The following is an 18,207-nucleotide window of genomic DNA, read 5'->3' on the forward strand; positions in this document are numbered from 1 at the left end:
AAATACGAATTCGTTCTACGGGGTCCCCGCAAAGTACCTGAGATAAGTTTCGGAGGACTTCTCCGCTTTTTGGGGTAATTTTGCGGCCCCCCTTTTTATGCTATAATGGAGAATAAAGCTTTTTCGGGGGAGAGTGACTTTCGCCAATATGCCTAAAGAACTGGATGTAGCCAAACGCGCTAAAGTGATTGAATGGCTTAAAACCGAAGTGCTTGATCAGGTATCCCGATTATTCAAAGCGTTATGGGAAGGCAGTACAACCCGAATCGGGGACAGTCTCGCCAGTTTGATGATGAGTAGTTACATATTGGGCCGCAGGCTCGGTATTCCTTTCAAGGATCTGGATGCACTGCTTGTTGAGAAATTGAAAAAGCATAAACAGGAAGGTCACCAGTTGGAAGATTGGTACCAGGATATTTCCGCGCTAGAAGATCACATGCGTAAGAGGTGAATTTGTTGAAATTTAGCTTTAAATCAGCTGTCTGGAGCGTAGTTTATCTGCTCTTGCTACTTTCGCTGTTAACTCCTTTATCGGTTCTGGCCATATTTTTCATGATGATACCTGGAGTTATTTTGTTTGCTTCATTACCAGTAAAATCATTCATATGGCATCTCGTCCCAGTGGCGATTATTTTGGTCATATTTAGTCCGATTTATTTGTTATTACTGCTTTTGTTCACCCTGCCCGCCATTGTTATGGGCAATGCGTACAAGAAAAAGAAGTCAGCCCTGTTCGCCCTAATGGTAGGAAGTGGAGCCATGCTGGCCGAATATCTGTTGGTCCTGTTGATTGGAAGTGTAATCTTCCAGTTTGATTTGTCGAGTTATATTGATGATGTGGTCAGATTGACGATTGAACCGCTGACGAATTCATCCAGTCAGATGGTAAATGGGTTTGTATGGACACCTGAAATGACTCAAGATGTCGCAAGACAGACTCAGCTTATGATTCCATTCGCCTTGGTGGTCACGTCTCTGGTCATGGCTCTAATCACACATCTCATTGCACGTCCGATTCTGAACGTTATGGGTGTGGTTGTACCGAAATTTCCACCTGCGCGTGAATGGCGTATGCCGCGTGCCCTGATCTGGTATTACTTCCTGGCATTGTTGTTCGAAGTGATATCCAGACAGAGTGACGGATCGTACTGGACCATGATTGCCATGAACTTGTCGCCTCTAATCAATTTGGGCTTCATGATTCAAGCTATCGGATTCTTCTTCTTTCTCTCACATGCAAAGAAATGGAATCCGGTTGTACCGTATTTGCTGGCGGCGGCAGTCTTCTTCATTGGACCGTTGCGGATTATCGGGATTATCGATCTGGCGTTCCCGCTTCGCGAGGCAATATCGAAACCAAAACGATAGGGTGATGAGTCATGCCTAAATTTCTGAAGAAACGCTGGCACGGCTACTATACCGTATGGGCGTTCATACTGCTGCTTCTGCTTGTTATGTTCGTGACCATCTACAACTGGACGCTTGGTTTGATTAGTCTGATACTGGCTTCGGCGCTGGGAATCGTCATGATTAAGGCGGAGCTCGCGTTCCGTCGTGAGCTTAACGACTACATTAATGGCCTGTCCATTCGGATTAAGCGAATGGAGGGAGAAGCGGTCAGCATGCTCCCATTCGGTATTGTGCTGTACAGCGAAGATCGTACCGTAGAGTGGCATAATCGCTTCGTCGCGGACATGTTCCAAGAGAAGACGATGGTAGGCAATCCGCTGCAAAATTTATTTCCTAAACTTCCTCAACCGAAGGAAAAAAAGGATGGGACCAAGGAGCCGTCCAAGGAACTTCATGACGAATTCCAACTGGATGATCGATTTTATGGAGTTATCCATAACCCGCAGGAGCGGTATGTATATGTTTACGAAATTACGGAGCTAGCCATTCTTCGTGATAAATATGAGAATGAACGCATTGCACTGGGCATTCTGGTCCTCGATAACCTGGACGAAGCAGCCCAGGGTATGGACGACCAGCAGCGAACTGCACTGATTGCCCGCGTAACAAGTGAGATCACGTCCTGGGCGAAGCGGTATGAGGTGTACCTGCGCCGCCTCTCCTCTGATCGTTATCTCATGATGCTGAACTATAAGTCTTTGCAGGAACTGGAGCAGAGCCGGTTTGTCATTCTGGATGAAGTCCGGGAGATGACGGCTGATCTTAAGGTGCCGATGACACTAAGTGTTGGACTGGCATTTGGTTCGGATACCATCAGTGAGATGGGGGAACTGGCTCAGTCCAGTCTGGATATGGCACTTGGCCGTGGCGGCGATCAGGCTGCCGTAAAATCTGGACAGCGGTTGTCCTTTTACGGTGGGAAGTCCAACGCGGTGGAGAAACGTACACGGGTAAGAGCCCGGGTTATCGCGCATGCATTGCGTGATTTGATGCAGGAGAGCGACCGCGTGATTATCATGGGTCACAAAATGCCTGATATGGATGCGATTGGCGCGTCTATTGGGGTATGGAAAGCGGCGAGTCTGTACAATGTGGAAGCACGAATTGTACTGGATGGGCCCAACCCTTCCATTGAACGCATGATGGAACAGGTGAATAAGGATGAAAAGCTGTCCAAAGCCTTTGTGTCGCCGGAACAGGCAACCCAGATGATGACGGAGCATACGCTGCTCGTTGTTGTCGATACGCACAAGGCATCCATGACAATGGAGCCGAAGCTAGTTCAATCGGCTACGCGTGTTGTGGTTGTGGATCACCACCGTCGGGGTGAAGAATTCATTAACGATGCAGTGCTGATCTATCTGGAGCCCTATGCATCTTCGGCAGCAGAACTGGTGACTGAGCTTCTCCAATATATTCATGACAAGGTGCAATTCACTCCGCTGGAAGCGACGGCGTTATTGGCCGGGATTACGGTGGATACAAAGCATTTTGCACTCCATACAGGATCGAGAACGTTTGAAGCGGCAGGCTTCCTGCGTCGTAGTGGTGCAGACACCATTATGATCCAGCGGCTGATGAAAGAAGATTTGTCAGAATATATTGCTAAGGCAGAAATCATAAAGCATGCTAAAATGGTATACGGGAACATTGCGCTGGCGGTCACAGACCCTGGCAACAAGATTCCACAGATGATGATCGCCCAAGTGGCGGACACATTGCTCAATATGACTGACGTGGTCGCTTCATTTGTCATCAGTGAACGTCCGGATGGACTGATTGGCATCAGCGCGAGATCGCTGGGGCGCATGAATGTTCAGGTGGTCATGGAACGACTGGGCGGTGGCGGACATTTGACGAATGCTGCCGTGCAGCTTGAAGGAACGCTTGGAGAGGCGGAAAAACGGCTGACGAACGTACTGGCTGAAATCGAAAAGGAAGAGGGTTTGTTCGAATGAAAGTCATTTTTATAAAAGATATGAAGGGTCAAGGCAAAAAAGGACAAGTGAAGGAAGTATCCGAGGGATACGCACAGAACTTCCTTCTGCCACGGGGAATCGCACGTCCAGCAACAGATGGTAACATGAAAACATTGGACAACCAGAAGGCAGCGGAAGACAGACGTAAGCAGGAAGAGAAAGCAGAAGCGGAAGCTCTGGCTAAAAAGCTGGAAGCTGAAGTAACTGAGCTGAAAGCAAAATCTGGCGAAGGCGGCCGTCTGTTCGGGGCAATCACGAGCAAACAAATCGCAGAAGCTCTGGCAGCGAAAGGTCTGAAAGTCGACAAACGCAAAATTGAGCTGGACGAGCCTATTCGCACACTCGGCGTAACACAAGTCACCGTCAAGGTTCACCCTGAAGTGAAGGCTACCTTGAAGGTACAGGTAACGGAAGAGTAAGATGGGCGGCGAAATGTTATTCGACCGGATTCCCCCACAGAACCTGGAAGCCGAACAGGCCGTGCTGGGTGCAATCCTGTTGCAGGGCGAAGCCCTGATTACAGCGATGGAACGGGTGCAAACCGAGGATTTCTATGATAAACCCCATCAATTAATTTTTGAAGCGATGATCCAGCTTGGCGAGGGAAACCAACCGATTGACCTCGTGACACTGACTTCGCTGCTGAAGGATAAAGGCGAGCTTGAGGATATCGGCGGTGTCAGTTATCTGGCGAAGCTGGCTCATGGTGTTCCGACTGCCGCGAACGTGGATTATTACGCTCAGATTATCGAAGAGAAATCCATGCTGCGTCGCCTGATTCGTACAGCTACACAAATTGTGAGTGAAGGATACACGGGTGGTGAAGATGTCGCGGCTATGCTTGGAGAAGCAGAGCGGCGCATTCTGGAGATTTCCAACCGACGTTCCAGTAGCGGTTTTATAGCCATTCAGGATGTACTGATGGAAGTATTCGACCGCGTGGAGACGCTGCATCAGAACCGGGGAACGACGACGGGTATTCCGTCCGGTTTCATCGATCTGGACAAGATGACCGCCGGATTCCAGCGTAGTGACTTGATTATTGTAGCTGCACGTCCATCTGTAGGTAAGACCGCCTTTGCCCTGAATATCGCTCAGAATGTAGCCATTCGAGCGCAGGAGACGGTTGCGATATTCAGTCTGGAGATGTCAGCGGCACAGCTCGTACAGCGTATGATCTGTGCAGAGGCCAATCTGGATGCGGGTGTCATGCGTATGGGTGACTTCAAAGGTGATGAAGATTGGCAGAAGCTGACGATGGGCATTGCAGCCTTGAATGAAGCAAACATCTACATTGACGATACGCCAGGGATCACCGTAGCTGACATTCGTGCGAAATGCCGTCGTCTCAAGAAAGAGAAAGGCCTTGGCATGATTCTGATCGACTACCTTCAACTGATTAGTGGACGTGGTAAAGCCGGCGAGAACCGTCAACAAGAGGTATCCGAGATTTCGCGTACACTGAAACAGATTGGTCGGGAATTGGAAGTTCCGGTTATTGCCTTGTCTCAGCTGAGCCGGGGTGTAGAGCAGCGTCAGGATAAACGTCCGATGATGAGTGACTTGCGGGAATCGGGTTCGATCGAGCAAGATGCCGACATCGTTGCGTTCCTGTACCGGGATGACTACTATAACCAGGAGACCGAGAAGAAAAACATTATCGAGATTATTATCGCCAAACAGCGTAATGGTCCGGTAGGCACGGTGGAACTGGTCTTCCTGAAAAACTTTAATAAATTCGTTAACTACGAGCGGGCACATAATGATGCCTTTGCCATGTAGGGGACAGGCACAGACTGCTTCGGTAGGGAAGTGAAATCGTCTGTCCCCGACATCAATCATTAGATCATATGAACTCATAAATACGTTGTGAATACGACATATAGCGTTGGATTTAAACGCGTAGCGTATAACCGGGGTTAGCCGTCAAGCAAGATTTGACTGGCTTCGCCGGTTTTTTGCGTCGCAATATAGAGTCAATTCCGAACATTAGAGTTTGACTATATCTAATTGTTCGCCATTTGATTTGACTTTGAAAAAAGGGACTGGTACACTAGTACTGCTGCGTTAAAGCAGCGAAAACCTTCCCTTGGATGTAAACCGAGGGGGATTTTCACTGTCCGTTAGCACGCTTCTCCGCTGGTAATTTCACTTTAAATTCCTGCCGAGATAGAGGACGGACAGACCAATACAAAGGTGCGCAAGGCACCCACGGAGGTATGTACTATGTCAACGGTAGTTGTAGTGGGAACGCAATGGGGAGACGAAGGTAAAGGCAAGATTACGGATTATTTGGCGGAATCCGCAGATGTGGTTGCTCGTTACCAAGGCGGTAACAATGCAGGACACACGATTCTGATCGATAACAAAAAATATAAATTGACGATGATCCCATCGGGTATCTTCTACACAGATAAAGCATGTGTAATTGGTAACGGTATGGTTATCAACCCGAAGGCACTCATCGAAGAAATTAACTATATTCATGACAATGACTTTACGACCAAAAACCTGTCCATCAGCGAACGCGCACACATCATCCTGCCATATCACATGGTATTGGATGCATTGGAAGAAGAGAGCAAAGGCCCGAACAAAATCGGTACAACAGGCAAGGGAATTGGCCCATGTTACATGGACAAATCAGCCCGTATCGGTATTCGTATGGTTGATCTGCTGGATGCGGAAGAGTTCGAACTGAAACTGCGTCATTTGGTAAAAGAAAAAAACCGTGTAATCGAGCAAGTCTATGGTGGCGAGCCTGTAGATGTAGAAGAAATTCTGAAAGATTACCTGGGATATGCAGAAATTCTGCGTCCTTATGTGCGTGATACATCAGTGGTGCTCAACGAATACATCGATGAGGACAAAAAAGTATTGTTCGAAGGTGCACAAGGCGTTATGTTGGATCTTGACCAAGGTACTTATCCATTCGTTACTTCATCCAATCCGTCTGCAGGCGGCGTATGTATCGGTTCTGGCGTAGGCCCAGCTCGTATTCAACAGGTTATCGGTGTGGCTAAAGCCTATACAACACGTGTAGGAGATGGTCCTTTCCCGACAGAGCTGCATGATGCAGTTGGTGACCAAATTCGTGAGACTGGACATGAGTACGGTACTGTAACTGGACGTCCGCGTCGTGTCGGTTGGTTCGACAGTGTTGTTGTTCGCCACGCTCGTCGTGTCAGCGGAATTACGGGTCTGTCCCTGAACTCCCTGGATGTAATGACAGGTCTGGAAACGGTGAAAATCTGCACAGGATACAAATTCCGCGGCGAGGTTATCACTCACTATCCGGCAAGCCTGAAAATGCTGGCAGAATGTGAAGCGGTATACGAAGAGCTTCCAGGCTGGAGCGAAGATATCACAGCAGCGAAGAAGCTGGAAGACCTGCCTGTGAACACACAGAACTATGTGAAGCGTGTGTCCGAACTGACAGGCATTCCAATCGCTATCTTCTCTGTAGGTCGTAACCGTGAGCAAACGAATCAGGTTCTTCCTATCTACGAATAAGCAGCTAGGTTAACTCGGCTATACGAAGTTGAACGTTCATCTAAATGATATGCCTATATAGGCATCATAGAGCCCCAGTTATCGCTTAAATAGCGATGGCTGGGGTTTTTCGCACGCCTTCCTGATATAATCCCCGGATTTCCGTCAATACTGGTTAACAGTAGACTCATAGATCCTGAAACATTGAATGTGATATGGGGTCGGAAAACGGAGGGAGAGAACGGGAATGAAGTTGCTTCAATGGTTCATTAAAATATTGCTTACCGTGATGCTGGTCAGTTCATTGACCCTGCTGACAACCGGATTAATCGTTCAGTCATATGTAAAATCGCTGCTGGCGAGTTTCAATATTCAGTGGGAAGGGCAGCCTATGGGGTTAACGGCCATGTTTCAGGGGGCATTAGGTGGTAAGTCCGGTGAAGAGAAGAAGCCGGGAACGGGCACGACAGATCAGCCAGCAGGTGCGGAGGAGGAACACGTTCCAGAAGATGCGATATCTGTCATGGGCAATGGAACAGAAAGCGGAGAAACAGGCGCGAATACAGGCAACAGCTCAGGACAGGGTACGGGATCAGACGAGGGTCAAGGAGCAGGCTCAGGAACGGACTCCTCCGCTACGGGATCAAATCCAGGGGGCAGCTCAGCCGCGGGAACAGACGCAGATGCTGGTACAAATGCCGGTACCGATTCTGGGACAACAACTGGCAACAATACAGCATCCGGCAACGGAACAGGTACGAACTCCACTGGTACGGCTTCTTCAGGGAATGATGAGATTGTAGTATCTCCGGATGACATCACAGGCAAGAAAGACAAGCTGCCGTTGGAGGAAAAAGAAAAGATTTTCAGCCTGCTGATGAACAAGCTGCCTCAGAAAGAGATGCAGCAAATTTCAGGCGCCATGGAAGGCGGCTTAACGGAACAGGAGTTGCGTGATATTGAGCAGGTGATCTCCAAGTATCTGACGAGCGAAGAATATGATAATCTGATGGAAGTCCTTCAGGCGGAATAGACCAAGTTCATATAGGGTGAGATCCGTAGGTCTGCTACCCTTTGATGAATATTCAAAAAGGGGATCGAGAGATCGAATTCTGAAAGTTAAATGTAGAATCAATTTATTTATTCAAGCCATTTGGAAAATGAAATAAAAGCAGAATTTGGTTAGCATATAATCTAGCCCATATGAGGCACTCTATAGCAAGAGTTCAACGAAATCCCTCACCAGAGTTGATCTGGCGAGGGATTTCAGTTTGTATTTTTATGAAAAAGAAAACACATTTCAGTGGGTCTTAGAACCTAGTCTTAAAAAATGATCAAAAGTACATAGTATACCTGAAGTAGAGGCGTTATGGGGAAGGGTTCTGTTCTGCCATCTTATGGATAATACAGGAAAACCAAGCGTGGCGCGGCTTTTCGCTATGACGTGTACAGTTGAAATGAGTGTAAAACCTGTGTTAAAGTATACGGGTGTGATAAAAGGTTAAAATTTTGACACTTTTACGAGCGCAGCTAAAGTCCTGATTTTCGGACACCCGAATACAAATATCGACAAGCATGGGACAGACACATTGGGTGATGTCTTGACAGAAATGCGAACTGAGAAGTGCTGAAAAGGAGAGAATCATGAAAGGTTTCAGAGGCATACGCCAACCGGGCAAGAACCGGGAACACGAACAATCCGGGGAACACCGGACGGCCGAAGACAAAAACAACATGAGCATGTCCAACTTCAGTAGTAACAAAAAGCGCGTTCTGGCCTCGCGCAAATGGATCATAACAGCAGCATGCGGTTTATTCATCGCTGCATCGATCGGATTCGCAGGCAAACAATACGTTGCTGCAAACACCGTCCCATATTATAAAGTGATGGTTAAAGGAAATGAGATTGGCACCATCACGGATGAGACGCAATTACAGAAATTATTTGCAGACAAAACCGAGGAATTCCAAAATAAATATCCAGAAGCAGAAATGGTGCTGAACACAGACGGCATCACGACCGAAACCATTAAAGCATACAAGCCCGTAGTGAACAGCGATGAGACGCTGGACAAGCTCGGCGATATGCTTACCGCCTATGCCAAGGGTGTAGAGCTCAAGGTAGACGGTGAAGTAATCGGCATTGTGAAGGACCAGGCTACAGCAGATGCGATTCTGGAACAAGTGCAGAACAAGTACATATCGGCATCGGCTGTGCGCAGTTCGCTCAAGACGAAGTCGGTATCGGCAAACTCAACGAAGAAAGCCGACGGGCCGAGTACTACGCTGAAGTCGGTGGGCATCAAGGAAGATGTAGCGACAGATGTAGTGAAGGCTGACCCAAACAAAATATGGGATGTGTCCGAGGCGGTTGAAGCTTTAACCGTTGGTAAAGACGCGCCTGTAACTTATGTCGTGCGTGAAGGAGATACGATTTCTTCCATTGCTGCCAAATACGAAATTACGCAAAGCGAGATTCGCAAACATAACCCGGGCATTAAAGAAACGTCGCTGCAAATTGGGGACGAGCTTACACTGACGGTGCCAAAACCAGCCGTTACTGTTAAATCGGTAGAGCAGGTGGTAGAACAGATTGAGATCAAGCCACAAGTGGAAGTACGCAAAAGTGCTGAGCTCAAAGCAGGTACAACCAAAGTGGTGCGTCCAGGTCAAAGCGGTTTGAAAAGCATGCAATATCGGATAACGAAGGAAAATGGTGAAGTCGTTCAGGAGGAATGGCTTGGTCAGGAAGTCATCAAGGCAGCAGTTACTGAAGTGGTCCTTAGTGGAACCAAAGTGGTCGGTGAAGGTACAGGTGAATTTGCTTGGCCGGTATCCAACGCTACGATGAGCAGCAGCTTTGGACAACGCTGGGGTCGTCAGCACAAAGGTGTCGATCTTGTCGGTAACCGGGACGTGAAGGCGTCTGATGAGGGCGTGATTACTTTTGCAGGACAGAAGAGTGGTTATGGCAATGTTATTATTATTAACCATCGTAATGGATACGAAACACTTTATGGGCACTTGAACAGCATTGGTGTTAAGGTTGGACAAGTCGTCGAAAAAGGTGAGAGCATCGGCGTCATGGGCAATACGGGCCGTTCGACCGGAACTCATCTGCATTTCGAGATTATCAAGAACGGAACGGTGGAAAATCCGTTGACATACTTGAACTAGTTATATCGCAATCCAGGGCAAGGTTGGCACAAGATGCTGGCCTTGTTTTTTGCTGCTGTAAAAATTTTTCAGTTTGGGCTGCACATTGGCCCTGATCGGGATGTGACGGTGCTTCAGGTATGTTAAACTATAGACTATAGGCAACAAGCCATATGATATAGACTATATTCAATGAAATCGTAGAAACACAATTTATATAAGTTGAATAAGAGAGATAGACCGCTCAGGCGGATCAAGCAGGATATAGGGGTGAAGACAGCCGATGCAGGGGAAGATTTTGGTGGTGGACGATGAACAGCCCATTGCGGACATTCTGAAGTTTAATTTGGAAAAAGAGGGGTACGAGGTCATCTGCGCTTTTGATGGCATTCGTGCGGTTGAATTGGCGTTATCCGAGAAGCCGGATCTGATGCTGCTGGACCTGATGCTGCCAGGTAAGGATGGTATGGATGTGTGCCGCGAGGTGCGTGCCCATCTGGAGATGCCGATCATTATGCTGACCGCAAAGGATGGCGAGATCGACAAGGTGCTCGGTCTGGAACTGGGCGCGGATGATTACGTGACAAAGCCTTTCAGTACGCGCGAGCTGCTCGCCCGGGTGAAAGCACAGATGCGCAGACGGCAGAAGCCTGCCATTACGGCTGAAGCGCCGGAAGACGAAGAGAAACAGGTCATGCGTTTATTTGATCTGGCGTTTGATATGGACATGTATACAGCTTACAAAGGTGGCGAACCGCTGGATCTGACCCACCGTGAGTACGAACTTCTCTATTATATGGCGAAGCATTCCGGCAAGGTCATGACACGTGAACATCTCCTGCAGGCGGTATGGGGATATGAATATTTCGGGGATGTGCGTACCGTTGATGTTACGATTCGTCGTCTGCGTGAGAAGATTGAGGAGAACCCGAGCAAACCGGAAACGATTCTGACTCGCCGCGGGCTGGGTTATCTCGTGCGCAGTCCCAAAAGCGTGGGGATATAATGGGGCGTTTCTCGCGATTTTCGTTCTTTCGAACGATTCAGGCGAAACTGATTATTATCTATGTACTGCTGATTCTGATTGCGATGCAATTGATCGGCGTTTATTTTGTGAGTGCGATGAAGAACTCGTTGACCAGCAACTTCACTGAGGATTTGCAGGCGCGGGCTGAGATGCTCTCTGTGCTAGTAGGGGAGACGATGGCTGGTGGGGAAGCTGAGGCTGGCGAGGACAAAACGGAAAACCTGCGTGTGTTGGTTAACAACCTGTTCAACATTAACGGCGCCGAGATTCAGGTGCTGGATGCCAGCGGCAAAGTGCTGACCACCTCACTAAGTTCTCATTCAGACTATGTCGGGCGCAAAAACACCCAAACCGTTGTCAGCCGTGCGCTGCAAGGCATTCGGGACAATGAGGAATATATCGTGGACGAGGATAATGTTCGCAAAAAGGTCGTTGCCAAGCCGGTGCTGTCCGGCGGCAAGATTATCGGTGCGGTCTACATCGCCGCCTCGATGAATGAGTTATATGCCACAATGGAGGGCATTAACAAGATTTTTATCTCCGGTATTTTGATAGCTTTGGTATTAACTGCAGTGCTCGGTGTCATTCTGTCACATACGATTACGCAGCCGATCAAGGAAGTCACCCGAAGGGCGACGGCAGTCGCGGAAGGCAACTTTGATCAGCAGACCCCTGTATTCGGAACGGATGAGATTGGGCAGCTCAGTCGGGCGTTCAACTATATGACCAGCAGATTGCGAGATGCACTCTCCCAGAACGAAGAGGAGAAAGAGAAGCTCACGTCCATTTTGACCAATATGAGCGATGGCGTGGTCGCAACGGATGAATATGGCAAAGTCATTCTGGTGAACCGCCGTGCCAGCAGCATTCTGGGCATGCGTCCGGCGGATATTGAGGGACGACACTTTGCCGTATTGCTAGGCATTGATCCGGAAGATGCTGAAGCGTTAGCCAGTGGTTTTACAGGTTCGACGCTGCTCCAGATTGCGCCTGCGGGACAAGAAGATCCGGTTGTCATTCGTATGACGTTTACACCGGTCCATCGTCGTGAGCTAGGCATTACAGGTACGATTGCTGTGCTTCAGGACGTTACGGAGCAGGAAGAACTGGAAGCATCACGACGTGAATTCGTGGCGAATGTCTCTCATGAGCTGCGTACACCGCTGACTACCATTAAGAGCTATGCAGAAGCGCTGGATGATGGAGCTTTGGAAGATCCGCAGCTCGCTGGACGATTCGTTGGGGTAATCCAGAATGAGACGGAGCGTATGATTCGTTTGGTTACGGATTTGCTGCATCTGTCCAGGCTCGATTCCAAGGAAGCGATGCTGCGCAAACAGCCAACTGACATCATGGAGATGTTGGAAGAAGTGTCAGATCGTTTTTCGTTCCAGATGCATCAGAAGGATATTCAACCTGTGCTTTCTGTGGAGAACGGGATTCCAGCGGTTCCGCTGGATCGCGACCAAATTGATCAGGTGCTTGATAATGTCGTGTCCAACGCGCTGAAATATACGCTCGAAGGCGGCACGATTACAATTGCAGCCAGACGCAATGATGATCATACTCTCGCCATATCAGTGACCGATACGGGGATGGGGATTCCACAGCGAGATCTGGACCGCATTTTTGAGCGGTTTTATCGGGTAGATAAGGCTCGTTCCCGCAGTATGGGCGGCACAGGGCTTGGGTTATCCATTGCCCGGGAAATTGTGAAGGCCCATGACGGTAATATCTCACTGGAGTCCGAGGTGGACGTGGGGACGACGGTAACGTTCACACTGCCTATGCGTGAGGAAGGAGGTGAGCACCTTGAAAGAGCGGATTAAATCTTTGGTGCTTGCTTCCCTCGTCGTTGCCAGTTTGGTACAAAGTTACTTCTTAATCTATCGTTTGCCCGGTGGTGGCGATTCGATTGTGACGTCAGAGACGAACTATGTGAAAACAGAGAATATGGGCCAGGAGCGCAATATTGAAGATTTAATTTTCCCGGATCAGATGGTTATTCATCTGGGAGAGGACAAACATACGGTGTTTTATCCGGGCAATACGTTCTATCAGTTGATTTATTCACGATTGCAAGGACGTACGTTTGATGATTTCCAGCGTCGGAGCGTGCAATCGGTCCATTGGGATCAGATTCGTAAGGAGAATCCTGGCTTTGAGCTGTCGTTCAAGGAAGGCATCCCTGTAGCGTTGTTACAGCGTGTGATGCGCCTGGGGACAGACTCTCTCTTCCAGGGAGAAACGATTAACCGGATCTCGATCTATACCGCCAAAAATGAAACAAAGGCTCACGCACTGTTCTTCAGCGCCAAAGGCGATGTGGTCTATGAGGCAACGCAGGCGGATCTGACAGTACAGGACGTGCAGCAGCATGTCGACTTCGGTAGCAGCTGGACACCTTATACGCTGATGGACGGTGGATATTATATCCCGGCAGAAGCACTGGAGACGATTGAGGCTGACGTGCCTACAGGCCAGTTCACTGTCGAACAAATGCAGCGCAGCCTATTCTTTGATCCAAGCATGACCCGAAACATTCGGGAAAAGGATGGATCGGAGATCTATACAGACAGCAAACGCAGTCTACAAGTGAAGCAAGAACAGCGCTGGATTAGCTACACCGATCCGGCGGCACCGCCTGCGGGACAGATTGATGCAGCGAAGGATGCGCTGTCCGCGGTTGATTTTGTGAATCAGCACGGCGGCTGGAAAGGCCGTTCACGCATGATGCTGGATACAACCGATACGAAGACGAAACTTCAGTTCCAGCAATATTACAGCAGCTTCCCGATTATGGATTCGATGCAGTTCAGGTTCGGCACAATCAGCATGGAGATGCAGCAGGAGACGGTATCCAGCTATGAGCGTTCGCTCGAATATCTGAATGAAGGTGCGGAGACGAAGAAATCGGTCACCCTGCCCGGAGGGGACAAGCTGAAGGCGCTCATCCAGAAGGTGGCGGGTACCAACCGTAAGGTCGTAGACGTGTATCCGGCGTACCGTCCATCCAGCATCGAGGATGGGCTGAAGCTCATCCCGGTGTGGGTAATCCGCTTCGGAAACGGGGAGGAAACCACCGTTTCTTGATGGGTTATAGGATATGAAGACATTTGATATCCGGGCGAGGTTTAGAATCACACGTTAACGGAGGGGGCAGAAATAACCTGAAGAAGCGAAGCGCTCGCCTTTATCTCCGGATTTCTCCCTTGGGAAAAGGGAATCAAGAAATCTGGGGATAACAGCGATCGGAAGGTTGTTCTGACCACGGAGTGGTAAGTGTGATAGTAGTCGTATTTATCAAATGATGGAGGTGGATGTTTTGGATTGGGGACGGGCGAAAAATGTGTTGATCTATGCCTTCCTGCTGCTCAATCTGGTGCTGGGATACCAGATCTGGATGGATGCGCGGGAGACGGCCGGAGCCAATCTGGACTTCACCTCGCTGGCGGATAATACACAACAGGCGATGGAGGAGAAGGGCATTCAGGTGCTGGCTCCTATTCCAAATGAGACGCCGAAGCTGCCGAAACTGTCGTATGAGTTCATTGAAGATAACAAGACAGGCATTGATGTTGAATTGGAAAATACCGTGGACAGCAAGCTGATCTTCTCGCAAAGCGAGCTGGAGGATGCACTACAGGACGAGATTCCCCAGATCGGTACGTATCGATGGGATCAGCTGATGGCGGAGGATGGGGCATTTGTGCTGCATCCGTTGGTGGATGGCAAATGGCCGCTCTTCAATGTTAGTCTGGAGCTATTCTACAGCGATCAGAAAATTACGGGTTACCGTCAGACTCCGGTGCGGATTACGACAGCGGAGGAAAGCGATCAGCAGGTGCTTCCGGCGTCGAAGGCGCTGGGTACGCTGATCGAGAACTTTTTGCCAAATGATGCGATTGTGAAAGATATTCAGTTGGGCTATTACGGCCAGTTGTTCAATTCAGATATGCAGGTGGCGATGCCGGCATGGCGGTTCGTGCTGGAAAGTGGCGAAGTGTTGTACGTGCAGGGCATCAGTGGGGATGTATTCAGTCCCAAGACAGACAAACCAGGGGAGTAATGCGTTATGGGGATTTATTTTACCGTGTTATCCAGCGGTTCGACAGGGAATGCCACGGTTATACAGCATGGGGGCACGTCCCTCATGATTGATGCAGGTCTTAGTGCGAAGCGGCTGGAGGCATTGTTTCTGGAACGGGAGATTTCGGGAACAGAGCTGGACGGGATTCTGGTTACACATGAACATTCCGATCACATTAAAGGACTAGGCGCGATGTCTCGGAAATATAATTTACCAATCTATGCAAATACCAATACGTGGGCGGCCCTGGAGAAGTCCGTTGGGGCGATTCCAGAGGAAAACCGGAGGGTGTTTGAGACGGGAGAAAAGCATGATTTTGGCTCCCTGCGCGTGGAATCCTTCGGCATCTCCCATGATGCGGCGGAACCGGTAGGGTACACATTCGATGATGGAAGTGAGAAGTTGTCCGTCGCGACGGATCTCGGATATATGAGCGACAAGGTTCGCGATGCGATCTCGGATTCGGATGTACTTGTGCTGGAGGCGAATCATGATGTCGAATTGCTGCGCATGGGGCGGTATCCATGGAACACCAAGCGCCGCATTCTGAGCGACATTGGGCATTTGTCGAACGAAGCGGCGGGAGCTGCGCTTAGTGAACTAATGAACGGACGCATCAAGCGCACGTATCTGGCACATTTGAGCCGGGATCATAATATGATGGACTTGGCGAAAATGACCGTACGTGATGCGATGGAGAGCCGTGGTTGCTTTTATCGGGATCATGAGTTCAAGCTCTGTGATACGTATTATGATCGGCCTACGCCATGGGATAGGGTGGGTGAGCCATAAAGCTGTCGAGTTCGGTAGCTTTGCGCTCCACTTCCTCGCGGGTCAGAATGCCTTTGTCGACGAGCAGTTCAATAATCGTGCTTAGGGCAAGGGTATTGCGGTAATGTTCTTCCTTGAGATCGGCCAGCTTGGCCGCCATATGAACTTCATCCATGGCTGTGAGTGTACGCGTGCGATCCATAATGTGAATCCTCCTTCTATGAAGCTTCGAATTGTCTTTTACTATTATTGTAGTCAGGCTTGATGGAAAACATTCCTCTTTTTGCCGCTATAATTACACGTAAGGGACGTGTATGCTGAACCAGGGGCCGCATTTTGCTTAAGAAGATGAAAAAGTTCACGGGAATAGGCAAAATTGCGCTTAGCGAACTGGATTTTGTGGTGATAGATACTATGGACCTTTATTGTTAAGCGCGTTATAGCGGAAATTTCCGTTAATCTTCGTAATTATGCAACTTTTTAAGATTTGGCGTGTTTAGTATATAAGGAGCTTTTATAGTAGAGGCTGTTTTGCGCGCAAAAAGGCATGTCGTAGAATGCGAGAGCATTTCTGATAGAGTCACAGGCAGAATGGGATATTCGTTCTGTTGTACATAGACGCTTCATTCCGAGTTAATGGGAATGGCAGCGATATGCAAAACGATTATTAAAACATGCAAGAAAGCATGGAAAACCGTTGGGGTCTTCACGTAACGGAGACGGCAGAAGGAACCTGAAGAAACGGAGTGCTCGCCTTTATGAACAAATTTTTACCTTATTATAGGGTAATCAATAAAATTTGTGAGTAACAGCGATCGGAAGGTTCGTCTGCCGGCGGAGTGGGCTATGTGAGAACACCATCGTTGGCCATGCCAAAACGATCGGGCGGCAGTCAGGGTCTTGATGCGTGACAACGAAGGGGAGAGGATCACGATGGGATTGTTTGGAGACGATTTTTATTCAACCAAAGTATCAAGACGCGCCGAACCTGAACAGAAAGGTAAACTTCAGATCATTCGCCCTGGAGGCAGGGGCAGAGGACGGGACCGCTGGCAGAATCCACGCAAGTCACGCTCGGGCTTTAGCTCCACGGTCAAGGTAGCCGTGATCAGTTCGGTAATCAGCTCCATCGTGACCGTTACGCTGTTCAGCTTTATCATGCAGCCTGCATCATTACCTCTGGCGAACGCTGCAGGGAACGGCGGAGGCGGTACACAGACAGCGCAGGCGGCTGATCCGTATGACCGGATTATCCAGGCAGCGGCGAAGGTTCGCCCTTCCGTGGTGAGCATCGTGAACCATAAGACGGGCAGCAGCCTGTCGATGGAGGATTCCGCGCTGGGATCAGGCGTCATTTTCAAGAAGGAAGATGGCAAAGCCTACATCATGACCAACCATCACGTCGTGGAAGGCGCGAGTGATCTGGAGATTGTAACGGTGGATGGGGAAACGCATAAGGCGAAGCTGGTGGGCAAAGACCGGGTGAGTGACATTGCGGTATTGTCTGTGCAAGATGATAAGGGCATCGGTCCGGCCGCAGAACTTGGTGATTCCAGCAAACTTCAGCGCGGTCAAACGGTGCTGGCGATCGGTAATCCGCTCGGCCTTGGTGGCACACTGACATCCGGTATTGTGAGTTACACAGATCGGATCTTGCCGGTATCCATTAATCAGGATGGTGTGTACGACTGGGAACAAAACGTGATTCAGACGGATGCGGCGATTAACGAAGGCAACAGTGGCGGGGCGTTGGCCGATCTTAACGGCAAATTGGTCGGCATCAACACGATGAAGATCTCGGATACAGGCGTTGAAGGCCTCGGCTTTGCGATTCCGATGAATGAAGTGATGAAAACAGTCGATTCCCTGCTGCTGAATGGCAAAGTATCTCGTCCATATCTGGGTGTGTATACTGTCGATCTGAGCAATCCGTACGCCCCACTGGATGACGAGCAGCGTAAAGACTTGAAGCTGCCATCCCACGTGGACAGCGGTGTGGTTGTACTGGAAGCGTCCGGTCCAGCATCCGAAGCGGGCATGAAGCTGAATGATGTCATTACGGAATTTGATGGGCAAAAAATTACCTCTACGCTTGATTTGCGGAAATATCTGTACGATAAGAAGAAGATCGGCGATACGATTGAAATCACCTTTTACCGGGATGGCAACGCTGAGAAGGTGTCGGTGAAGCTCACGGATAAACCGGAGTAAGAGAATTGCTCTCATGTGCATGGCACACAGAAACAGGGTAATAAAAGAGAGTCGATCAACTCGTTGATCCG

At 49.2% G+C, this 18,207-nt stretch carries 15 protein-coding genes; 14 read left to right on the forward strand and 1 reads right to left on the reverse strand.

Features of this window, described 5'->3' with window-relative positions; translation table 11 throughout:
• Positions 1-148 precede the first annotated feature (148 nt).
• The 13 genes from ACR1R9_RS27495 (at position 149) to ACR1R9_RS27555 (ending at position 15,946) form a co-directional block, all read left to right on the forward strand.
• Positions 149-451, forward strand: a complete 303-nt coding sequence (locus ACR1R9_RS27495; RefSeq protein ID WP_024629547.1) for a MazG-like family protein — start codon at positions 149-151, stop codon at positions 449-451.
• A complete protein-coding gene (locus ACR1R9_RS27500; RefSeq protein WP_256716698.1) occupies positions 448-1,368 on the forward strand; it encodes a DUF2232 domain-containing protein in 921 nt (306 codons plus the stop codon). The genes ACR1R9_RS27495 and ACR1R9_RS27500 overlap by 4 nt, the downstream gene beginning before the upstream one ends.
• Positions 1,369-1,379: 11 nt before the next feature.
• Positions 1,380-3,368 carry a DHH family phosphoesterase gene (locus ACR1R9_RS27505; RefSeq protein WP_099857747.1) on the forward strand — a complete coding sequence of 663 codons (1,989 nt, stop codon included), beginning with the start codon at positions 1,380-1,382 and terminating at the stop codon, positions 3,366-3,368.
• Positions 3,365-3,808: a 50S ribosomal protein L9 gene (gene rplI, locus ACR1R9_RS27510; protein WP_024629550.1), complete on the forward strand. Its 444-nt coding sequence runs from the start codon at positions 3,365-3,367 to the stop codon at positions 3,806-3,808. Before ACR1R9_RS27505 ends, rplI begins: the two co-directional genes overlap by 4 nt.
• A gap of 1 nt (position 3,809) precedes the next feature.
• Positions 3,810-5,171, forward strand: a complete 1,362-nt coding sequence (gene dnaB / locus ACR1R9_RS27515; protein ID WP_062327745.1) for a replicative DNA helicase — start codon at positions 3,810-3,812, stop codon at positions 5,169-5,171.
• Between the two features lie 444 nt (positions 5,172-5,615).
• Positions 5,616-6,902, forward strand: coding sequence for an adenylosuccinate synthase (locus tag ACR1R9_RS27520; RefSeq protein ID WP_076287194.1), 1,287 nt, complete (start codon positions 5,616-5,618; stop codon positions 6,900-6,902).
• Positions 6,903-7,128: 226 nt separating this feature from the next.
• A complete protein-coding gene (locus tag ACR1R9_RS27525; RefSeq protein ID WP_076287195.1) occupies positions 7,129-7,914 on the forward strand; it encodes a hypothetical protein in 786 nt (261 codons plus the stop codon).
• A 611-nt stretch (positions 7,915-8,525) separates the two neighbouring features.
• On the forward strand, positions 8,526-10,058 hold the full coding sequence (locus ACR1R9_RS27530) for a peptidoglycan DD-metalloendopeptidase family protein (protein WP_076287196.1): 1,533 nt from the start codon (positions 8,526-8,528) through the stop codon (positions 10,056-10,058).
• Positions 10,059-10,320: 262 nt separating this feature from the next.
• The gene (yycF, locus tag ACR1R9_RS27535; protein WP_062327757.1) at positions 10,321-11,043 is read left to right on the forward strand and encodes a response regulator YycF; all 723 of its coding nucleotides are present in this window, start codon (positions 10,321-10,323) and stop codon (positions 11,041-11,043) included.
• Positions 11,043-12,893 (forward strand): cell wall metabolism sensor histidine kinase WalK, encoded by a 1,851-nt coding sequence (walK, locus tag ACR1R9_RS27540; protein ID WP_076287197.1) that lies wholly within the window; start codon positions 11,043-11,045, stop codon positions 12,891-12,893. The genes yycF and walK overlap by 1 nt, the downstream gene beginning before the upstream one ends.
• Positions 12,877-14,157 (forward strand): YycH family regulatory protein, encoded by a 1,281-nt coding sequence (locus tag ACR1R9_RS27545; RefSeq protein WP_090809392.1) that lies wholly within the window; start codon positions 12,877-12,879, stop codon positions 14,155-14,157. Before walK ends, ACR1R9_RS27545 begins: the two co-directional genes overlap by 17 nt.
• Before the next feature lie 232 nt (positions 14,158-14,389).
• Positions 14,390-15,133, forward strand: coding sequence for a two-component system regulatory protein YycI (yycI, locus tag ACR1R9_RS27550; protein WP_091001357.1), 744 nt, complete (start codon positions 14,390-14,392; stop codon positions 15,131-15,133).
• 6 nt (positions 15,134-15,139) lie between these two features.
• Positions 15,140-15,946, forward strand: a complete 807-nt coding sequence (locus tag ACR1R9_RS27555) for an MBL fold metallo-hydrolase (RefSeq protein WP_062327768.1) — start codon at positions 15,140-15,142, stop codon at positions 15,944-15,946.
• Here the strand turns inward: ACR1R9_RS27555 and ACR1R9_RS27560 are convergent.
• Positions 15,915-16,127, reverse strand: coding sequence for a hypothetical protein (locus ACR1R9_RS27560; protein WP_053781978.1), 213 nt, complete (start codon positions 16,125-16,127; stop codon positions 15,915-15,917). The genes ACR1R9_RS27555 and ACR1R9_RS27560 overlap by 32 nt on opposite strands.
• Positions 16,128-16,858: 731 nt before the next feature.
• Between ACR1R9_RS27560 and ACR1R9_RS27565 the strand changes: the two genes are divergently transcribed.
• Positions 16,859-18,136: a S1C family serine protease gene (locus ACR1R9_RS27565; RefSeq protein ID WP_063567361.1), complete on the forward strand. Its 1,278-nt coding sequence runs from the start codon at positions 16,859-16,861 to the stop codon at positions 18,134-18,136.
• The last annotated feature ends 71 nt before the right edge of the window (positions 18,137-18,207 follow it).

Source organism: Paenibacillus taichungensis (assembly GCF_050994985.1).
GTDB classification, from domain to species: Bacteria; Bacillota; Bacilli; order Paenibacillales; family Paenibacillaceae; genus Paenibacillus; species Paenibacillus taichungensis.

Excerpts from the sequence above, each read along its gene's own strand:
- ACR1R9_RS27495 (WP_024629547.1), top strand. The coding sequence starts at position 149 with ATGCCTAAAGAACTGGATGTAGCCAAACGCGCTAAAGTGATTGAATGG.
- ACR1R9_RS27505 (WP_099857747.1), top strand. The coding sequence starts at position 1,380 with ATGCCTAAATTTCTGAAGAAACGCTGGCACGGCTACTATACCGTATGG.
- rplI (WP_024629550.1), top strand. The coding sequence starts at position 3,365 with ATGAAAGTCATTTTTATAAAAGATATGAAGGGTCAAGGCAAAAAAGGA.
- dnaB (WP_062327745.1), top strand. The coding sequence starts at position 3,810 with ATGGGCGGCGAAATGTTATTCGACCGGATTCCCCCACAGAACCTGGAA.
- ACR1R9_RS27520 (WP_076287194.1), top strand. The coding sequence starts at position 5,616 with ATGTCAACGGTAGTTGTAGTGGGAACGCAATGGGGAGACGAAGGTAAA.
- ACR1R9_RS27525 (WP_076287195.1), top strand. The coding sequence starts at position 7,129 with ATGAAGTTGCTTCAATGGTTCATTAAAATATTGCTTACCGTGATGCTG.
- ACR1R9_RS27530 (WP_076287196.1), top strand. The coding sequence starts at position 8,526 with ATGAAAGGTTTCAGAGGCATACGCCAACCGGGCAAGAACCGGGAACAC.
- yycF (WP_062327757.1), top strand. The coding sequence starts at position 10,321 with ATGCAGGGGAAGATTTTGGTGGTGGACGATGAACAGCCCATTGCGGAC.
- walK (WP_076287197.1), top strand. The coding sequence starts at position 11,043 with ATGGGGCGTTTCTCGCGATTTTCGTTCTTTCGAACGATTCAGGCGAAA.
- ACR1R9_RS27555 (WP_062327768.1), top strand. The coding sequence starts at position 15,140 with ATGGGGATTTATTTTACCGTGTTATCCAGCGGTTCGACAGGGAATGCC.
- ACR1R9_RS27560 (WP_053781978.1), bottom strand. The coding sequence starts at position 16,127 with ATGGATCGCACGCGTACACTCACAGCCATGGATGAAGTTCATATGGCG.
- ACR1R9_RS27565 (WP_063567361.1), top strand. The coding sequence starts at position 16,859 with ATGGGATTGTTTGGAGACGATTTTTATTCAACCAAAGTATCAAGACGC.